This is a genomic window from Rhodococcus sp. GXMU-t2271 (genome assembly GCF_041414735.1).
GTDB classification, from domain to species: domain Bacteria; phylum Actinomycetota; class Actinomycetes; order Mycobacteriales; family Mycobacteriaceae; genus Rhodococcus; species Rhodococcus indonesiensis.
The window spans coordinates 19329-38810 of sequence record NZ_JAUIZP010000029.1 but is presented as its reverse complement, the minus strand read 5'-3'; the positions used below and the strand labels follow the sequence as shown (position 1 = coordinate 38810).

The 19482-nt window shown below is 68.5% G+C and carries 16 protein-coding genes; 3 read left to right on the top strand and 13 right to left on the bottom strand.

All coding sequences use genetic code 11. From position 1 onward, the window contains the following. Nucleotides 1-41 precede the first annotated feature (41 nt). From QYS60_RS11315 to QYS60_RS11285, 7 genes are all read right to left on the bottom strand, one after another. Entirely contained in the window at nt 42-239 is a 198-nt protein-coding gene (locus QYS60_RS11315) for a DUF4177 domain-containing protein (RefSeq protein ID WP_003935445.1), read from the bottom strand. Nucleotides 240-317: 78 nt separating this feature from the next. Then, nucleotides 318-1139, bottom strand: coding sequence for a class II glutamine amidotransferase (locus tag QYS60_RS11310; RefSeq protein WP_003935446.1), 822 nt, complete (start codon nt 1137-1139; stop codon nt 318-320). A 168-nt stretch (nt 1140-1307) separates the two neighbouring features. Then, nucleotides 1308-3041 (bottom strand): SulP family inorganic anion transporter, encoded by a 1734-nt coding sequence (locus QYS60_RS11305; protein WP_371383197.1) that lies wholly within the window; start codon nt 3039-3041, stop codon nt 1308-1310. Between the two features lie 191 nt (nt 3042-3232). Continuing rightward, complete coding sequence (locus QYS60_RS11300; RefSeq protein ID WP_003935449.1) at nt 3233-4978, bottom strand: alpha/beta-hydrolase family protein; 1746 nt, start codon at nt 4976-4978, stop codon at nt 3233-3235. Nucleotides 4979-5009: 31 nt separating this feature from the next. Further along, entirely contained in the window at nt 5010-5339 is a 330-nt protein-coding gene (locus QYS60_RS11295; protein WP_371383195.1) for a three-helix bundle dimerization domain-containing protein, read from the bottom strand. 167 nt (nt 5340-5506) lie between these two features. After that, on the bottom strand, nt 5507-5923 hold the full coding sequence (locus QYS60_RS11290; RefSeq protein ID WP_371383194.1) for an SHOCT domain-containing protein: 417 nt from the start codon (nt 5921-5923) through the stop codon (nt 5507-5509). A gap of 388 nt (nt 5924-6311) precedes the next feature. Next, nucleotides 6312-7715 (bottom strand): MFS transporter, encoded by a 1404-nt coding sequence (locus QYS60_RS11285; protein ID WP_371383193.1) that lies wholly within the window; start codon nt 7713-7715, stop codon nt 6312-6314. A gap of 274 nt (nt 7716-7989) precedes the next feature. On the opposite strand from QYS60_RS11285, the gene ppk2 reads away from it, so the two are divergent. Continuing rightward, entirely contained in the window at nt 7990-8877 is an 888-nt protein-coding gene (ppk2, locus tag QYS60_RS11280) for a polyphosphate kinase 2 (protein ID WP_289380095.1), read from the top strand. Nucleotides 8878-8920: 43 nt separating this feature from the next. Continuing rightward, nucleotides 8921-11719 (top strand): cation-transporting P-type ATPase, encoded by a 2799-nt coding sequence (locus QYS60_RS11275; RefSeq protein ID WP_289380094.1) that lies wholly within the window; start codon nt 8921-8923, stop codon nt 11717-11719. 148 nt (nt 11720-11867) lie between these two features. On the opposite strand, the gene QYS60_RS11270 is transcribed toward QYS60_RS11275, so the two are convergent. After that, entirely contained in the window at nt 11868-12161 is a 294-nt protein-coding gene (locus QYS60_RS11270; protein WP_289380093.1) for an SHOCT domain-containing protein, read from the bottom strand. Nucleotides 12162-12217: 56 nt separating this feature from the next. Continuing rightward, on the bottom strand, nt 12218-12667 hold the full coding sequence (locus QYS60_RS11265; protein ID WP_029540091.1) for a DUF6325 family protein: 450 nt from the start codon (nt 12665-12667) through the stop codon (nt 12218-12220). Between the two features lie 364 nt (nt 12668-13031). Here QYS60_RS11265 and QYS60_RS11260 point away from each other — a divergent pair, with 364 nt between their 5' ends. Then, nucleotides 13032-13424, top strand: a complete 393-nt coding sequence (locus QYS60_RS11260; protein WP_225222415.1) for a hypothetical protein — start codon at nt 13032-13034, stop codon at nt 13422-13424. 181 nt (nt 13425-13605) lie between these two features. Here QYS60_RS11260 and QYS60_RS11255 read toward each other — a convergent pair whose 3' ends face one another. From QYS60_RS11255 to alaS, 4 genes are read right to left on the bottom strand one after another with little or no spacing between them, the layout of a single operon-like run. Then, complete coding sequence (locus QYS60_RS11255) at nt 13606-14448, bottom strand: shikimate dehydrogenase (RefSeq protein ID WP_052033930.1); 843 nt, start codon at nt 14446-14448, stop codon at nt 13606-13608. Further along, complete coding sequence (mltG, locus tag QYS60_RS11250; protein WP_371383191.1) at nt 14445-16208, bottom strand: endolytic transglycosylase MltG; 1764 nt, start codon at nt 16206-16208, stop codon at nt 14445-14447. Before mltG ends, QYS60_RS11255 begins: the two co-directional genes overlap by 4 nt. After that, complete coding sequence (ruvX, locus tag QYS60_RS11245) at nt 16205-16729, bottom strand: Holliday junction resolvase RuvX (RefSeq protein ID WP_371383303.1); 525 nt, start codon at nt 16727-16729, stop codon at nt 16205-16207. The genes mltG and ruvX overlap by 4 nt, the downstream gene beginning before the upstream one ends. Beyond that, a complete protein-coding gene (alaS, locus tag QYS60_RS11240; protein ID WP_371383189.1) occupies nt 16729-19395 on the bottom strand; it encodes an alanine--tRNA ligase in 2667 nt (888 codons plus the stop codon). Before alaS ends, ruvX begins: the two co-directional genes overlap by 1 nt. Between the last annotated feature and the right edge of the window lie 87 nt (nt 19396-19482).

Sequence of the window (19482 nt, the reverse complement as noted above, 5' to 3'; positions counted from 1 at the left end):
ACGTGCGGTTCCGGTGACGCGCCGGGCGCCGCCGGCGTGTCTCAGTCTTCGCGCTCGAACGTCACGAGCATTCCCTCGACGCCGCCTGGACCGAGCCGGCCCTTGATGTCCGCCGACGTGATCGCCTTCAAGCGCCACCCCTGTCGGGCCTGTTCGTTGAGGAGCCGCTCGAGCTTGTCACCCGACATCTTGCCGCCGAGCATCTTCTCGCGAACTTCGATCACCTTGTACGTGTACACGCCGCCTCCTCCTGATTGCCGGATGTGTCCGCCGGGCCGGGTGCCCAGCACGACTCGCGACATTCCTTCCGGTGAATGTCAGACCGGCTCGAGCGGCCGGAACGGGAGGATCTCGTCCGCCCCGGGCCGGACGATTCCGACGGACGCCTCGGGCACCTCGTTCCAGGCACCCGGCAGGTCGCGCAGTGGTTCGGAGACCACGAAGCGGGTCTCGGGGCCGAGGCGATGCAGCACCTCCACCTCCGGATGCAGCGCCCGGACCTTGTCGACCGCCGTGGAAAAGAACAGCGAGCGGCTGCGGCCCACGCTCGAGTACCGGAAGACCCACAGGGATTCGCCGTCGGTGGTGGCCACGGTCATCTGCACCGGGTCGTCGACGCCCTTGGCGCGAGCGACATGTTCGACGGTCCCGACGGCCCGGGAGACCGCGGTGATCGGATCGTCCGACAAGCCGAAGGTCAGGGCGAGGAAGAACAGTACCTCCGAATCCGTCGACCCCTCGATGTCCGGATACAGTTCCGGATCGACCGCCAGCACCAGATCGCGTTTGATGCGCCGGAATTCGCTCAGCACCCCGTTGTGCATCCACAGCCAACGGCCGTGACGGAACGGATGACAGTTGCTGCGCTGAACCGGTGTGCCCGTCGAGGCGCGGATGTGCGCGAGGAGCAGCGGCGTGCGCACATGGGCGGCGAGTTCCCGGAGATTGCGGTCGTTCCACGCCGGATCGACCCCTTTGAACACGGCCGGCTCGTCCTCCTCGCCGTACCACCCGATCCCGAATCCGTCACCGTTGGTGGTGGTCGCCCCGAGCCGCGAATGCAGGCTCTGGTCGATCAGGGAATGCTCGGGCTTGAACAGCAAGTCCTCCACGAGGATCGGATCGCCCGAGTAGGCCATCCATCTGCACACCATCTCATTGCATCACACCGGCGCCGTCCCCGACTCGAGAATGCCGAGGTCGCCGTCAGGACTCGGCCCGATCCATCTGCTGTCCCACGGGACCGTCCACCGGCACCGACACAGGCGCACGGTGACACAGGGGCACGGTGCCGTGCGAGTGGACGGTCACGGACCTGCCCCCTCGTCTTGTGGCCGGGTCCGGTCGTGCGACCGGTCGCGGGACTCGAACGCGTCCACTGCCGCCTCGAGCGTGGGGTAGAAGCGGGACGGATCGAAGCGGTCGCCGACCCCGAACCGCACCAGCCGATCCTTGATCGGGCCCTTCATCTCCGCGAACACCAGCCTGATGCCGCAACTCTCCAGGTAGCGGTCGAGGTCGACGAGTTCGTCGACCGCGGTGGTGTCCAATCCGATGATGGGTTCGGCGGCGAGCACGACCCATTCGACCGGACGGGGAGAATCGGTCACCAGCGAGCGGACGTAGCGATCGAACATCTCCCCGTTGGCGAAGAACAGCGGGGCGTCGAATCGGACGATGACCAATCCCGGGATGCGCCGGCCCTCGGGATGACGGGCGAGGTCGTGGAAGCCCTCCCGATCGGGCACGGCCACCAATTCGGCCCGGTACGGCTGCCACACCCGCACCACCACCGCGAGGAACGACAGTCCGATCGCGACCAGGATGCCCTGCAGGACTCCCACCAGCGCGACGCCGACGAATGCCGCGGCCGCGAGCAACGCCTCCGTCCGGCTCATACGCCACATCTGCACCAGCCCGCGGACGTCGACCAGCGCCGTCGCCGCGACGATCACCACCGCTCCGAGGGTCGCCTGGGGCAGGTACGCGGTCACTCCCGGTGCCAGGAGGACGAACAACAGCACCGCCACGGCGCCGACCACGCCGGCAAGCTGGGTACGCGCCCCGCTCTGCTCTGCCACAGGCGTGCGCGATCCGCTGGCAGAGATGGGAAACCCCCCGAACATGCCACTGGCCACGTTGGCGACCCCGATCGCCTTCATCTCCGTGTTCCCGTCGACGTTCTCCCCCCGCCGGGCAGCGAAGGTGCGGGAGAGCACACCGGAGTCGGCGAATGCGATCAGCGCGATGCCCGCGGCCGGTCCCACCAGAGACGCGACGTCACCCCAGTCGACCCCGCCGAACGAGGGACGCGGCAGGCCCTCGGGCAGTGCGCCGACCATGTCGATGTCGTCGCTCAGATCCGCCACCGCGGCCACGATCACGGCTCCCACGACCGCGACGAGCACCCCCGGGACCCTCGAATGCAGCACCTTGAAACCCACGATGACCAGCAGCGATGCGACTCCGACCCAGGCAGCTGTCGGATCCACCTGCCCGTCCCCCACCGCGCGGGCGATCGCGCCGATCTCACCGAGCAACCCGGACGCGTCCACCGAGAAGCCCAGCAGCTTCGGCAACTGCCCGACGATGACGACGAGCGCGATGGCGTTGAGGTATCCCAGCCGCAACGGCTTGGACAGCAGCTCGGTGACGAAGCCGAGGTTCAGGAATCCGCCCGCGATCATGATGGCACCCACGAGCACGGCGAGGACGCCGGCCAATGCGAGGGCGCTCTCGGGGTCGTCGGTCACGGCCAGCGGCACCACCGCCGCCGCGATCAACGGCGCCAGCGACGAATCGGGGCCGAGGACGAGGATCTTGGACGGCCCCACGATCGCGTAGGCGAGCAGCGGAACGATCGTCGCGTAGAGGCCCGCGTACGCGGGCAGTCCCGCCGCCTCGGCGTATCCCATGCCGGCGGGGATCAACAGGGCAGTGAGAACGAGACCCGCGACGAGATCCGAGCGCAGCCAGTCCCGACGGTAGCCGCGTACCGTCTCGACTCCGGGCAGTCGAGCGAGAGCTCGCCTCCGAGACATTCCGCAAGTATGGCACCGCCCACAGGGCGCTCACCGCACTTCGGGCAGTCCGCATACCTGCTGCCGCGCGAACGGATTTCGTGGCACGGCCTCGCCGGCATCCGACGGGACGCGGCCGCTCGTGCCGCGCTGCGTCGACCGGATCCCGAACGCCGTGCGCGGGAGGACGGCGATCCGCATCGACCGGTGCCCTACTCCCCCGCGTCGATGATGTCCCGGAGGGTGGCGAGTTGCTCGGTGGTGATCCCCACCGGCTGCACGACCGTGTTCAAGCCGTCGACGTACTCGCCGGTGTATTTGTGGCCGTGGCCGCCGGGCACTCCCGTGGAGAACGGCAGATCGGCGGTGACCTGCCAGAACGTGACGAACGGAATCCAGACCATGTCCTCGAGCACGTCCCGGCCGGGTGCCTCCCCGATCCAGTCCGGTTCGCGGAGAATCAGATTCGGGCTCCACCACACGATGGGATCGGACGGATGCATCAGGTACAGCACCCGGCTGCCGTCCCACGGACGATCCGCGGGAGGAATGCCGCCCTGCGGATCGTTGGTGAACCGCACGGTGCGCCCGTCCTTGTAGACCGGTTCGACCTCCGGACTGCCGGGTTCACGCCGGTCGCTGAATTCCCGGAACAGCGTGTTGAAGTTGGGGGGCCCGGCGAACACGGTTCCCGAGGTGCGGTTACGCAGATCGTATTCGCCGCTGAAGGCGGTCTCGCCGCCGAACGAGCCGAGACTCTCTCCGGCGACGAACAGTCGGGGACGGGCGTCCTGGGGCAGCTTCGACCACACGTCGTACACCGCGTCGAACAGATCGCGACCGGCCTGCCGAGCCTTCGATTGGTCCACCAGATAGGAGATCCACGACGGCAGGTACGAATACTGGACCGTCACGGTCGCCGCGTCGCCCCCGGTGAGGTACTCGAACGAATCCACCAGCGCCGGGTCCACCCACCCGCTCCCCGTGGTCGTGACCACGAGCAGATTCGCCCGCTCGAAGCCTCCGGCACGCTCCAGATCCTGGACCGCCGCCGCTGCCCGAGCCTCGGAGTCGTCCGCCGACGCCAGACCGGCATACGTCCGAATCGGCTCCACAGCCGGGCGGCCGACGAACTGTGCGATCTCCTCGGTGGTGGGGCCCGAGCCGATGAAGGTGCGCCCCTGGTACCCCAACGAGTCCCACGGCACCACCGAACCCGGTCCACCCGATCGCAGACTCGTCTCGGGTTGCTGCACGCCCTCGGGAGTCGTGGTGTCGCGCAGAGAGAATGCGGAGTTGGCGACGTTGACGAGGCCACCGAGCAGCACACCCGAGACGACCGCGTAGACCAGCCAGGCGACCGCGATCCACCCGAGCACCCTCGCCGCGCGATGCCCGATCCATCTGTCGAGCAGAGTGGTCAGCCACCGGTACGCGCCCCGCACGCCACGTCCGATCGCGAGCAGGAGACCGAAGACGAGCACTGCCACGAACGGCGAGAGGACGACGAGCGCGACGTTGTACTCGGTGACTCCCATCAACGTGCGGATCTGGTGCTGCCAGTATTGTCCGGCGGCGAAGGAGCCGACGAACAGCACCGTCGCCGCGGCGAGGAAGACGTACCAGGAGCCGCGCCGCGGGCGCCGGGGACCGCGATCGGCGAAGGCGCGCCACACGTACGCCGCGAATACTCCCAGCCCGTAGCCGATCGCGGCGGTGATGCCGCAGATCACGCCCTGGAGCAGGCCTCCTCGAGGCAGCAGCGACGGCGTGAACGACAGGCACGCGAAGAGCAGTGCGCCCCAGCACCCCGGAAGGGTGACGAACAGCAACCTCCGGCGGCGCCCGGTCTCGCGATCCGTGTCGTCCGCACTCGGCGCGTCCTGGGGCTCGGTGCCGGCAGCACGGACTCCGCTGTTCTGCTTCCCGGGCGTGCTCGCCGCCGGTTCGTCCTCCACCCTGGGTCCGTGCGCTGTCATCGCCGTCCGCCTACGCGAGTTCGATCCGAGACGACGCTGTGCCCTCATCGATCTCGCGGCGGGCTGCCTTCTCGATCAACAGGGACAGGAAGTCCCGGACCTTCGCATCGGCGAACCGCTTCTCGACGGTCCGCACCACGACCTCGATGTCGCCGCGCGACATCGACGGAAAGCGCACGGCGAGGCGAGTGACGACCAGCTCGAGTTGCACGGCCTCGTCCCCGACCGCCGGGGGCACGTCCCGGGCGCCGCGCTTCAGGTCGCCGGCGGCCGGCTGAACAGCCGAGCGCGGCGGTGCGGGACGGACATCGCTCCTCGGGCCGAGGGCACTGTAGACCATGTCGCACTCCTTCCCCGTGCACCGGCCGGCTCCGGCGGAGCCGGCCCCGACAGTCGGGATCTGCTTCTGCCGCAACGGATCCGCTCACGTGCGCGACTGCCGGCCACCTGCCCTCCCCGACAGGACGGGAGAACGCTGGCACCGGGCATCCGGTCCCGCACGGCGACTCAGCCGACGGGGACGCCGTCACGCCCAGCGGTACCCCGTCCCAGCGCCTGAGCTTTGAGGTGCTCGAACTCCGCGGCCGTGATCGCACCCGAGTCGAGTAGCGCCTTGGCATCGGCGATCTGCTCGGCCGGGGACTTGCCGGCCGCCACGTTCCGGATGTACTCGTCGGTGGCCTGCCTGGCTTCCGCCTGTGCCTGCTGCGCCCGCAGCGCCATCCCCCGGCCGCGGACGATCAGGTAGACCAGTGCGCTGATGTACGGGAAGAGCACCAGCACGACCACCCACACCGCCTTGGCGAAGCCGGACACGGTGTGATCGCGGAACAGGTCGACGAGAATCTGGAACAGCACGATCAGATACGCCACGAAGGCGAATACGACGACCGTGTACCACACGTAATCCCAGAAGGAATCCATCAGGTCAGCCTCCTCGACCGGACCGGCAAGGTGATTCCCTCGAAGCCGGCCGGAATGAAATTCTCGGATCCTGCTACGGCGATCCCGGCGCGCTACGGTACCGCCGTCGTCCGCGACTCGACCGAGTTCAGCGGACCCCGACGGAGGAACCGTCCCCCGGGTTCCGGCAGATCCGACTCCGGAACCCCGCTCGAATTACCGACGCTCACCACCACCGCGGCCTCGAAGGCCGCGGGTGGTACATCGCCACCGAAATCGGTGGTAAGCCGATCGACCGTGACAGCGTCGGCACCAGCACCCGGCATGCTCTCTCGCATCCATGTGGCCCCTTTTGCGGGACGACCGTACATATCGTACGCCGCCCATATACGCAAAGCCCCCGAAACCGTCAACGTGGTGCCGGAGCTCGATCGGGTGTGCCGGGGAGAAGCAGCGCCGCCACCAACCCGATCAGACCGAGGACGGCTAGCACGATCATGGCCAGCGCGTACGCACGGTCGGGCGAGGTCAACCCGGCGACCAGGACGGTACCCGCCACAGCCGTACCCAGCGACGATCCGAGATTGGAGACGCACCGCGACAACCCCGAGATCTCGCCTTGACGCTCCTCCGCGAATGCGGACTGCACCACGTTGACCGACGGCGTCAGCATCGTCCCGAGGCCGATACCGATGAGCAGCAGCCCGGGCGCGAACGCCCATGCACTCGTCCAAGCCCGCACCAGCAGGAGAAGGACACCGACACCCGCGAGGGTGGTGACGAACCCGGCCGTGATCAGCGTGCGCTGCGGGTACTTCGCTGTCAGCCGCTCCGCCACGAGCGAGGCACCGAGGATGCCGGCCGTGGCCGCGGTGAAGATCACGCCGGTCTCGATTGCGTTGTAGCCCCGGACGACCTGCAGGAAGGCGGAAACGACGAACGCGATCCCCATCAGCAGCAACCACTGGATGTTCTGCGTCACCAGCGCGAGGTTCGAGGTGCGGTTGCGGAACAGTGACAGCGACAGCAGGGGCTCTTTGCCGGCCCGTTCACGGGCCCGCACGTACAGCAGGAACCCCATGATGAACAGCGCTCCTACCACGACCAGGATCGCCATCAGGACGACATCGGTGTCTGCCTGCAGGATCCCCATCACGAGGCAGACCAGGCCGGCGGCGGAAAGGAGGGCGCCGACGGCGTCGAACGGTCGCGCCGGGTCGGGAGGCACCGGGTCCACGATCCCCCGGCTGAGCACGAGGATCGCTCCGATGATCAGCGCCTGGAACACGAAGGCCGCTCGCCAGTCGATGCCGGTGGTGATGACACCACCGATCAGCGGGCCTGCTGCCGCTCCGATGCCGCCCATCCCGGTGATGACACCGAATGCCCGCGCTCGAGAGGTCAGATCACTGAAGAGCATCGTGGTGAGGATGTACACCGGCGGAATCAGCAGCGCGGTGCCCACCCCTTCGAGGATCGAGTTGCCGATGATCAGTACCCCGAGGTTGGGCGAGACCGCGCTGATCAACGCCCCGATGCCGTACAGAACGAGACCGAGCACGAAGCACCGCTTACGCCCCCACCGGTCGGTCAGCTTGCCTCCGGGGATCATGAACGCGGCCATCACCAGCAGGAACACGGTGATCGCGGTCTGCACACCCTGCACAGTCGTCCCGAGATCCGCACTGATGTCGTTGATCATCACGTTCATGTTCGACCCGGCGAAGCTGCAGATGAACTGCGCCAGAGCCAGCGGCACCAGCATCCGCCGCAGGGTCGAGGACGGGCGCGGGGAGTCGAGACCGTCTGCCATGGCGAGCCCTTCCGCTCGATGGAGTGATGCACCGACTCGTGCATTGCGTGGGCAGTGACATTCTCGGGCATTCGAAGAACCGGAGGTGGCGATTTCGAGCGTCCACCGCCGCCGTTGCGCCGCCGTGATAGAGCCGGCGAAATGGTCGAAGTCCGGCGGATTTCTCGGCACTGATGGAAAATCGCTTCCATGCACCATCCGGAGATCGCTCCGGAAAGTGCCGGCCGTTCGATGAGGCCCGTCGCCTCCAGTCCACACATCGGGAGATTCGGTCATGGGTTCCAAGTCGGCCCGGAAGAAGGCGTCGAAGGGCGGCCACGGCCGGGAGCGCGCTGCCGAAGTCGGGGAGCTTCATTCGCCTGCCGCGGAACCGGGCGCGCCGGCGAAGAAGCCGATGAAGAACAAGGAATATCTACGACGTCTCAAACCGCTCCAGGGTGAACTCGTCGCCATGCAGGAATGGGTCAGATCGTCCGGCGCGAAGGTCTGCATCCTGTTCGAGGGCCGCGACACCGCCGGAAAGGGCGGCGTCATCAAGGCGATCACCGAACGCGTCAGCCCGCGTGTGTTCCGCGTGGTCGCCCTGCCCGCGCCGACCGAGCGCGAGAAGAGCCAGATGTACGTGCAGCGGTACCTTCCGCATCTGCCGGCCGGTGGCGAGGTGGTGATCTTCGACCGCAGTTGGTACAACCGCGCGGGAGTCGAACGGGTGATGGGGTTCTGTACCGAAGAGGAAGCGCGGCACTTCCTCGAGATGACGCCCGCGGTCGAACGGGCGATCGTCGACTCGGGCATCGTTCTGCTCAAGTACTGGCTCGAGGTGAGTCAGGAACAGCAGACGGCGCGGCTGCAACGCCGGATCGACGATCCGCGCAGGATCTGGAAGCTCTCGGACCTCGATCTACAGTCGTACAGCCGGTGGTACGACTATTCGCGGGCACGCGACGAGATGTTCCGCTACACCGACACCGGCTGGGCACCCTGGTTTGTCGCCGACAACGACGACAAGAAGCGCGGCCGGCTCAATGTCGTCAGCCACCTGCTGAGCCAGATTCCCTACGAACCGCTCGAACACCGCGACATCACCCTGCCGGAGCGTCGAGGTCCGCACGGATACCGGACGCCCAGGCAGCAACTGCACTGGATCCCCACGCCCTTCTGAGGAGTCGTCTCCGACGAGTCGTCTCCGGCGAGGAGAAGCGATCATGGCTCTCACCGAACACCCCCCGGATCAGGGGCATCCCACCGACACCGACGACGTGCAGGCCGAGCGGAACACCTGGCACATCCAGGAGCCGGATACCGTTGTCGCGGCGCTGAACTCGGATCGGCACTCGGGGTTGACCGCGGGAGAAGCCGGTGCCCGCCGCCGCCGGTACGGCCTCAACGAGATCGCCTCCGAGCCCGGACCGTCGATGTGGGCGATCGCGCTTCGGCAGCTCGAAGATCCGATGAACCTGATGCTGGTCGCGGTCGCCGTCGTCAGCATCGTCATCGGTGAGGTACCGACGGCGATCGTGGTCGTGGTGCTCGTCGGACTCAACATCGTGCTGGGCACGCAACAGGAACTGAAGGCTCGTGCCAGCGTCGATGCGCTCGCGAGGATGCAGACCCCGCAGACGCGCGTGATCCGTGCCGGCGCCCTGGTTCAGCTCGCCGCCACCGATCTCGTCCCGGGCGACATCGTGCAAGTGGAGGCGGGCGACATCGTGCCCGCCGACGGCCGGCTGCTCACGACGGCCACCCTCGAGACGCAGGAGGCGGCGCTGACGGGTGAAAGCACCCCCGTCCCGAAGGACCCACACACGCTCGACACCGCCGATGTCGCCCTCGGCGACCGCAGCAACATGGTCTTCCAGAACACGTCGGTCACCCGGGGCACCGCCACGATGATCGTCACGGAAACCGGCATGCACACGGAGATGGGCCGGATCGCGTCGATGCTGTCGGCCGTCGCACCGAGCAAGTCGCCCCTTCAGCGCGAGCTGGACTCACTGACCAAGATTCTCGGGATCATTGCGTGGGCTGCGGTCGCGATCATCGTGATCATCGGGTTGGTTCGGGGGCAGGAACTGGCGACGCTGCTGCTGCTGGGCATCTCCATGGGGGTGTCCGCCATCCCCACCGGTCTGCCCACGTTCGTCCAGGCCATGCTCGCCTTCGGGGCTCGTCAACTGGCGGACGCCAAGGCCGTCGTGAAGAACCTCACCGACGTCGAGACACTCGGTGCCACCAGCGCGATCAACTCGGACAAGACCGGCACCTTGACCATGAACCAGATGACCGTCCGGTCCCTGTACTTCCACGGCCGCTGGTACACCGTGGACGGCGAGGGCTACGACAAGACAGGGAGGATTGCCCAGGCTGCCGGCCTGGAGGTTCCGGACTTCACCCTGCTCGCGTACGGCCTGTGCCTGGACAGCGACGCCACCGTCTCCGACACCGGCGACATCGTCGGCGATCCCACCGAGGCCGCGCTCGTGGTGCTCGCCGCGAAGATCGGGATCGACGCTCCGCTGACCCGGCGGACGTATCCGCGGGTCGCGGAGGTGCCGTTCGACTCCGCTTACAAGTTCATGGCGACGTTCCACCACCTACCGGTCGACGGCACCACCCGATTCGTGGAACTCGTCAAGGGTGGACCCGATGTCGTCCTCGCCCGCTGCACCAGCGCCTACCAGCCGGGCCGTCGGGAGGTACCGATCGAGGAGGTCCGCGACGACCTGGCCGCGGCCAACCGAACTCTCTCGGAGCAGGGGTTGCGCGTGCTGGCGTTCGCGGTCCGCCTGCTCGACGGTCGGGAAGAGGCGGTGCAGGCCGACCCGATGTCGTTCGTCGGTGAGCTCATCTTCGCCGGGATGGTCGGCATCATCGATCCGCTTCGCCCGGAGGCCGTCGACTCGGTCCGCACCGCGCGAGCGGCCGGCATCGAGGTCCGCATGATCACCGGCGACCACGCGATCACAGCGTCGGCGATCGGTGCCGAACTCGGTCTCGGGCCGGGCGCGATCGGCGGGGCCGAACTGCACGCCATGTCGGACGAGGAACTGACGGCAGCGTTGCCGAACCTGCACGTCTTCGGCCGCGTCACTCCGCAGGACAAGCTCCGGCTGGCCGACCTCATGCAGCGGAGCGGCGCGGTAGTGGCCATGACCGGCGATGCCGTCAACGACGCCGCGGCCCTGAAGAAGGCCGACATCGGGGTGGCCATGGGCTCGGGCAGCGAGGTCACCAAGCAGGCCGGCAAGATGGTGCTCACGGACGACAACTTCGGGACGTTGATCACCGCGATCAGGTTGGGCCGCAGCATCTACGACAAGATCGTGTCCTACATCCGCTACCAGATGTCCAAGCTGTTCTCACTCGTCCTGCTGTTCCTCGTCGCGAGCATCTTCGACATCAACGACGGCGTCGCGCTCACGCCGCTGATGGTGCTGTTCCAGCACTTCTTCATCACCCTCTTTCCGGTTGCGGTCATCATGCTCGACCCGCCACCGCCGAACCTGATGACCAAGACGCCCCGCGACCCCGGGGTGCCGATCGCGAACCGCACGGCGCTACTGCAGTGGCTGGCATATGGCATCCTGCAGTTCGCCGTCACCCTCGCTGCGATGCTCCTCGCTCCCGGCGAGATGAGCCCCACCGCGGCCAATGTCCCGATGACGACCGCATTCGTGGTCTTGTCGTTCGGTTCCATCCTGAGCGGACTCGCCCTGCGCCGAGACCCGGAGTCGGGGATGACCGCTCCTGTCCTCAGGGCTCTCGGAATCCTGTCCATCCCCGTCGTCGTCACGGTGTTCGCCGTCGAGGCCGGCTTCCTCCAGGACCTGCTGATGACCACCTCACTGACCGGCGGCCAGTGGCTCGCCTGCGTGGGTTGGTCGCTCCTCGTTCCGGTCGTCATCGAAGGCGAGAAGGTACTGCGGCGACGCCGGCGTTCGGCGCCGCCGCCCCCCATCCCCGTCGCGGCCGCAGTGGCACCGCAGCGTGTCCATCACCGCTGACAGCGAATCAGGATCGCGCACCTACGATCCGGCCGCACGTACGACTCGGGGAGCGGATGACCCAGAGTCCGAGCATGTCGGGCCCGCAGGCGCCGGGACACGCCCGCCCGCAGGATGCTTCACCGCGGTAGGGCTCGAGGTCGGCCGGTCAGGAAGCCAGGATCCGGGCCTTCTCGGCTGCGAACTCGGCCTCGGTGAGCACGCCCTGCGCCTTCAGCTCGGCGAGGTCCTTCAATGCGGCGATCCGGTCCGTCCCTCCCTGGGCGGCCGGGGCGGCCGGCGGCGGTGCGGGTTCAGGCGGATACTGCTCGTAGCGTTCGTATTGCGCTTGCTCCTGCCCCGCCCAGCGCTGACCCTGTCGCCGGGATACACGGTTGGAGACGGCGGTAGCGGTTCCCGCCACCACGGCCGTGCGGGCGACGCCCCGCAGCAGTCCGGGCATGACGCACTCCTCTGCATACTCGAAGGATCGACGTAGCCCAATCCCTCTGGCTGTTCTCAGCTTTCGGACTCGATCCGATCCAGGGACGACAGGATGCTCTGCACGGGAATCCGGCCCGACGCAACGAGCTGGGCGCCGTTGCGGCGCAGAGCGCGAGCGAAGGGTGCTGCCCACGTGTTCTCGTACACGAGCACCGCCGCCGAACAACCCGGCTCGAGCGCGGCACCGGCTTCGGCGAAGTCGGTGTCGTCGAGCAGACCGGAGGCGGCTTCCGCGAACAGTGTGACATCGACCTCGCCCTCGAGTCCGACGTCGGCGATGTCGATCCCGGCGACGGAGCCGTCCGGATCCTTCTGGACGAACGCCAGGTCCAGCACTCGGACGATGCCGCGCTCGACGAGATCGCGCAGCAGGGGCAGCGCCGACCCGTCGGGCGGACGGTCGGCGGGGAACTCGATGACGAGATAGTCGACCGGACCCATCTCGTCGATGTCGGAATCGGTCACCGGGTGCCTCGTTTCAGCGACGGGATCGGTCTTCGGCAGCAGTTCGGGCGGTTTCACGGCGCCACACCCGCATGGTGGCGACGCCGACCGGGGAACGGAGAACCGGTCCACTGCATGTTCGACGATAGCTCGCACATGTCTGCGCGCATCCGGTTTTCGGGCAGGCTGTCTTCGGGCAGGCAACCGGATTGCTCCCGCCTCGTCGCCGAAAAGAGGAGCGCGAGGGGTGCGTGACCGCGCCGATACCGAGAATGGGACGAAAGTCCCTGCTGGACCTGTGCAACCCGGCGCACACTCGACCCGTCAGATCCGTTCGGAGAGGGAGACGACCGTGTCACACAACGTGCATGTCGAACCGGAACCCATGTCCACGAAACAGGCCGTCGCGGCGGGGACGTCGATCGGAGCCGCGGTCATCATGGCCACGATCGGAGTCCTGCAGTTCTTCCAGGGGATTGCGGCGGTCGCCGAGGACGAAGTGATCGTCCAGGGCCAGGAGTACACCTTCAAGTTCGATCTCACGACCTGGGGATGGATCCACATCGTCATGGGTGTCGTGATCGTCGTCGTCGGCATCGCGCTGATCACCGGCGCGACGTGGGCACGGGTGGCGGCCATCATCATCGCCGCGCTGTCCATTCTGGCGAATTTCCTGTGGTTGCCGTACTACCCGTGGTGGTCGATCCTGATCATCGCCTTGGACGTCGTGGTCATCTGGGCGATCTCGACGTGGAACCCCCGGGCCGACTACTACTGACCGCGCCCGGCGCCGGGTCGTATGACGGCGATCCGTCCCGTCGCACGATCCGCGCCGTCGCGTGCGGGTAGCGTCGAGCACAGTCGTTCCTCGCACCGCACCGGGAGCCTTTCCGACGAGCACCCCCGTTGCCACGGGCGTCGCCGGAGCCGAGCACGCCGCGTCGTCACCCGACGCGCCGTCAACCGGCGAGGGCGGCGGCCATCTCCGCCTTCGGTGCGGGTCGACCGGTGAACTGCTCGACCTGGCCGAATGCCTGATGCAGCAGCATCTGCAGGCCGCCCACCACGACGGATCCGTGCGCCGTTGCGGCCTCGGCGAGCGGGGTGGGCCACGGGTCGTAGATCGCGTCGAGGACGAACGGTGCGCGGCCGAGCTGCTGCGCGTAGGGCGCCGCCGCGGCCGCCGGCACGGTGCTCACGAGCGCACCCGCGCTCGCGCACACGTCCGCGAGTTCCGGGGCGTCGAACGGCAACCAACGCGGCTTCATACCTACCGCCTCGGCGCAGTCGAACGTCTCGGCGGCCCGGACCTCGTTGCGGGCGACGACGGTCACCGAGGTGACCCCGAGCTCGGCGAGCCCCACCAGGGCCGGCCGCGCGGTCCCCCCGGCCCCGACCACCACCGCCGAAGCGCCGGCCAGGTCCCCGACGCCGGCGGCGCGCAGCGCGCCGGTGACGCCGTCGACGTCGGTACAGTCGGCCCGCCAGCCGTCCGCGGTCCGCACCAGGGTGTTCGCCGAGCCGATCAGCACGGCCCGGTCGGTGCGCTCGGTCGCGAACTCGAGGGCCGCGAATTTGCCGGGCATCGTCACCGACACCCCGACCCACTCGGGCCCGAGTCCGGACACGAGGGCCGGCAGCTGCTCGCCCGTGCATTCGATGCGTTCGTAGGTCCAGTCCGTCAGACCCAGCGCCCGGTAGGCAGCCAGGTGCAGCAACGGGGACTTCGAATGCGCGATGGGGCTGCCGAGGACCGCGGCCCTGCGGGCTCCGGTCACGATGTCATCTGCCACTGTCGTCATCTGCCACTGTCGAGGATTCCGCTGTCCAGCGCCTGCTGCGTATTCGTCAGGTGTTCGTCGTAGTTGTCGGCGAACAGGGTCGTGCCCTGAGCGTCGATGGTCACGAAGTACGTCCAGTTCCCCGTCTCCGGGTTCTCCACGGCCTGCAGCGCCTCGATGCTCGGCGACGAGATCGGGGTGGCGGGCAGTCCCGGGCTCGCGTACGTGTTCCAGGGGGTGACCTGCGCCCGATCGGCATCGGTCGTCGCCAGCTCGGTTTCGTCGAGGGCGTAGTTGACCGTCGAGTCGAACTGCAACGGCTGCCCGATCTTCAGGCGATTGAGGATCACCCGGGCGACCTTCGCGAAGTCGTCCGGCAGCGCCTCGCGTTCCACGAGGGACGCAGAGACGAGCATCTCGTACGGCGTCAGCCCCACCTTGGCCGCGGCCTGGGTGATGCCCGTCTCGTCGTAGCGCTCGGCGCTGGTGGAGACGAGGTACCGGAGTATGTCCGCGGCCCCGGCAGTGGGATCGAAGTCCCAGCGGCCGGCCGCAATGAGTCCCTCGAGCTGTCGAGTGCGATCGGGCACGTTCGCGACGGCGGCCCGCGCCCATTCCGGCACACCGAGCGCGGCGAGGTCGGTGCTCGCACCCGCGGCGTCGAGTTCCTCGTAGGTCAGACACGTGCGTTGCCCGTCGCGTTCGAGGCAACTGGCCTCCGCGATGAGGGTGTAGATCCCCTTGCGCACCGCGCCGGTGTTGACGTCGCGGATGTCGTGCAACTGCCGGCCCTCGGAAATCACCAGCGCCCCCACCCGGTTCGCGGGGTCGACGAGGGCGGCGACGGCCTCGCGGGCGGGAAGCCGGCTGGCGATCGAGTAGAAGCCCGGCTGCAGCGAGTTCATCCCGGGGTTCTGGACGGCGGCGTTGTAGAAGGCGTCGGAGCTGGCGACGATGTCCGCTTCCTTGAAGGCGGCGCCGATCTGCTCGGCGGTGTCACCCGGGTGCACCTGCACGACGACGGCGGGACCGCCCGCACCGGTGTAGTCGGGTGGCAGGTCGGGGCCGGTGAACTTCTGGTAGGCGAAGAATCCGCCGCCGAGGAGCAGAACCAGCACGGCCGCGACGGCGAGCACGCCGACGATCCGGCCGCGTGTGCGGCGGGCCCGGGCCGAGCGGGCGTGGGCCCGGCGGGCCGGGGACATCCCGACAGGTTCGGGGGCGGCGCGATCGACGGAGTCGGTCCAGTCCTGTCCCGCTGCCGACGCCTCGGGGTAGCCGCGCGGATCGTCGTCGACTGCGGCGTACCCGAACTGGTCGTAGCCCGACTCGTCGTAGGTGGGCGGCTGCTCGTCGTCGTCGTGTCGGTAGGTGCCCGGTGCAGGGTCGTATCCGTCGCGGTCGCGGGGATCGTAGTCGCTGGGCCCGTAGCCCTGGGGCTCGTAGGTCTGAGCCTCGAAGACCTCGGTTTCGGCACCCGGGTGGTCGGCGGGGTGTCCGCCGTAGGGGCGGAGCTCGGGCTGCGACGGGGTGCCGGGGTCGTACTCGTCGAGCCGGTAGACGTGCTCAGTGGTGGGGGCGTCGTCGAAGGGGTGCCCGCCGGCCGGAGGGGTCGGAGGCTCGTAGCGGTGGCCGCCCCCGGCGGCGGACGGCGGCGAAGCGTCGGTCCCGTGCCGCGGCCGGTACCACTCGTCCTGCTGGGCGGACCCGAACCCGGGACGGTCTCCGAAGGCGTGGTCCGCCCCGGTGGACTCGTCGTCCGGCCTCCCGTGCCGGCTCATCGTCCGTCCTCCGGCTTGCCGTCCTCGGCCACGTTCACCACTGCACTCCGCTCGTCCAACCAACCCTGCAAGATGGCGACGGCGGCGGCCTGGTCGATCACCGGCCGCGCACCGCGCGCACTGACTCCGCTCTCGCGGAGGGCCCGCGCCGCAGTGACCGTCGTGAATCGTTCGTCGGCCATCCGCACGGGAATCCCGGTCATCCGCCGACGCAACCGTCCCGCGAAGTCACGGGCCAGTTTCGCGGCCTTGCCGGGCTCCCCGCGCAGGGTCTGCGGCAGACCGACGATAACCTCCACGGCCTCGTACTCCGTGACGATGTCCACAATGCGCCGGATATCCGGCGCGTCGGGCCCGCGTTCCTTCGAGCGCGGCACGGTCTCGACCGGGGTGGCCAGGATCCCGTCGGGATCGGACGAGGCCACACCGATCCGGACACTTCCGACGTCGATGCCGATGCGGCGGCCGCGGCCGGGGTCGTCGACACCCGGACGGTCGGGACCGGCGAAGTCGGCCACGATCAGCCGGCCAGCTCGCTGAGCCGGGCGCGGAACGCGGTCAACGCCGCGGGGATACCGGCGGGGTCGGATCCGGATCCCTGTGCCATGTCGGGCTTGCCACCGCCGCGGCCACCGATGACCGGCCCGAAGCTCGAGACCAGGTCGCCGGCCTTGATGCCCTTGGCCTGGGCGGCCTTGGTGGTGGCGACGACGAACGGCACCTTGCCGTCGGCCGAACCGAGGAGCAGCACCACGGCGGGCTCGCTGCCGAGCCGGCCGCGGACGTCGGAGGCGAGGCTGCGCAGGTCGTTGCCGGCCACGCCCTCGGGGGCCGCCTCGGCGACGACGAGCAGATCGCCGGTGCGTTCCGCCTTCTCGGCGAACGTGCCGGCCGAAGCGAGCACCGCGGCGGCGCGGGTGCGTTCGAGTTCCTTCTCGGCCGCCTTCAACCGCTCGACCAGGGATTCGACGCGCGCGGGCACCTCCTCGGAGGGCACCTTCAGGGTCGAGGACAGGCCGGCGAGCAGGGCCCGTTCCTTGGCCAGGTGCCGGTACGAGTCCAGGCCGACGTATGCCTCGACGCGGCGCACGCCCGAGCCGACGGACTGCTCGCCGAGCAGGGTGACGGTGCCGACGTGGGAGGAGTGCTCGACGTGCGTGCCGCCGCACAGCTCCATCGAGAACGGGCCGCCGATCTCCACGACGCGGACCTCGTCGCCGTAGTTCTCGCCGAAGAGCGCCATCGCACCCATCTTCTTGGCCTTGTCCAGGTCCGTGACGAAGGTGTTGACCGGGTAGTTCGCCGCGACGGCCTCGTTGGTGACGGCCTCGATGTCGGCCTTCTGCTGCTCGCTGAGCGCTCCGGGCCAGGAGAAGTCGAACCGCAGGTAGCCCGGCTTGTTCAGCGAGCCGGCCTGCACGGCGTTGGGGCCGAGAACTTCGCGCAGCGCGGCGTGGACCAGGTGGGTACCCGAGTGGCCCTGCGTGGCGCCCTTGCGCCAGGACGGGTCGACCTGCACGAGGACAGCGTCGCCCTCGGTGACCTGCCCCTCGAGCACGGTCACCTTGTGCACCCACAGCTGCTTGGCGATCTTCTGGACGTCGTCGACCTTGATGCGCAGACCGCCGGCGGTGATGGTGCCGACGTCGGCGATCTGACCGCCGGCCTCGGCGTAGAGGGGGCTGCGGTCGAGGATCAGCTCGACGTTCTGGCCGGCCTGCGCCGCGTGCAACCGTTCCCCGCCGGTGATGACGGCCAGCACCGTCGCCTCGGTCACCAGTTCGGTGAAGCCGGTGAACTCGGTGGGGCCGCGGTCGAGCAGTTCCTTGTAGACGGTCAGGTCGGCGTGGGCGTGCTTGCGGGCACGGGCGTCGTCCTTGGCGCGCTGACGCTGCTCGGCCATGAGGGAACGGAAGCCGTCCTCGTCGACGGTCAGACCGGCCTCGGAGGCCATCTCCAGCGTCAGGTCGATGGGGAACCCGTAGGTGTCGTGCAGGGTGAAGGCCTCGGTGCCGCCGAGAACGGACCTGCCCTGGGCTTTCGCGGACTCGACCGCGCCCTCGAACAGCTTGCTGCCGGTGCCCAGGGTCTTGAGGAATGCGGTCTCCTCACCGACGGCGACGGTCTCGATACGCGAGTAGTCCGTCGCCAGCTCCGGATAGGACGGGCTCATGGTGTCGCGCACGACGGCCATGAACTCGGCCATCGTCGGCGTGTCGGCGCCGAGCAGACGCGCGGAGCGCACGATCCGGCGCAGCAGGCGGCGCAGGACGTAGCCGCGACCGTCGTTGCCGGGGTTGACGCCGTCGACGATGAGCATCGCGGCGGTGCGGGCATGGTCGGCGATGACCCGGAAGCGCACGTCCGAGGCGTGGTCGGCGCCGTAGACGCTGCCGGTGAGCTCGGCGGCCTTGTCGATGACCGGGCGCAGCAGGTCGGTCTCGTAGACGTTCTCGACGCCCTGGAGCAGGAACGCGACTCGCTCGACACCCATGCCGGTGTCGATGTTCTTCTTCGGCAGCGGCCCGAGGATCGGATAGCCCTCCTTGGCTCCGCCCTCGCCGCGCTCGTTCTGCATGAACACGAGGTTCCAGATCTCGATGTAGCGGTCCTCGTCGGCCTCGGGGCCACCCGGGGCACCGTATTCGGGGCCGCGGTCGTAGAAGATCTCCGAGCAGGGGCCGCAGGGACCGGGGATGCCCATCGACCAGTAGTTGTCCTTCATGCCGCGGCGCTGGATGCGCTCGGCGGGGACGCCGATCTTGTCGTGCCAGATCGAGTACGCCTCGTCGTCGTCCAGATACACCGTCGCCCAGAGCTTCTCGGGATCGATGCCGTAGCCGCCGTCGTCGACGGAGCCGGTCAGCAACGACCACGCGTGCCCGATCGCCTCTTCCTTGAAGTAGTCGCCGAACGAGAAGTTGCCGGCCATCTGGAAGAACGTGTTGTGCCGGGTGGTGATGCCCACCTCCTCGATGTCGAGGGTGCGCACACACTTCTGCACCGAGGTCGCGGTGCTGAACGGGGGGGTCTGCTGGCCGAGGAAGTAGGGCACGAACGGGACCATGCCGGCGTTGACGAACAGGAGGTTCGGATCGACCAGGATCAGCGACGCGCTGGGCACCTCGGTGTGGCCCGCCTTCACGAAGTGGTCGAGAAAGCGCCTGCGGATCTCGTGGGTCTGCACGTCGATGGTCCTCTTTGTCTGACGGTGTGGACTACCGTGCCCGTCCGGGCACGGCGAATCGGCCATCGTTCAGCCTATCGCGCCGAC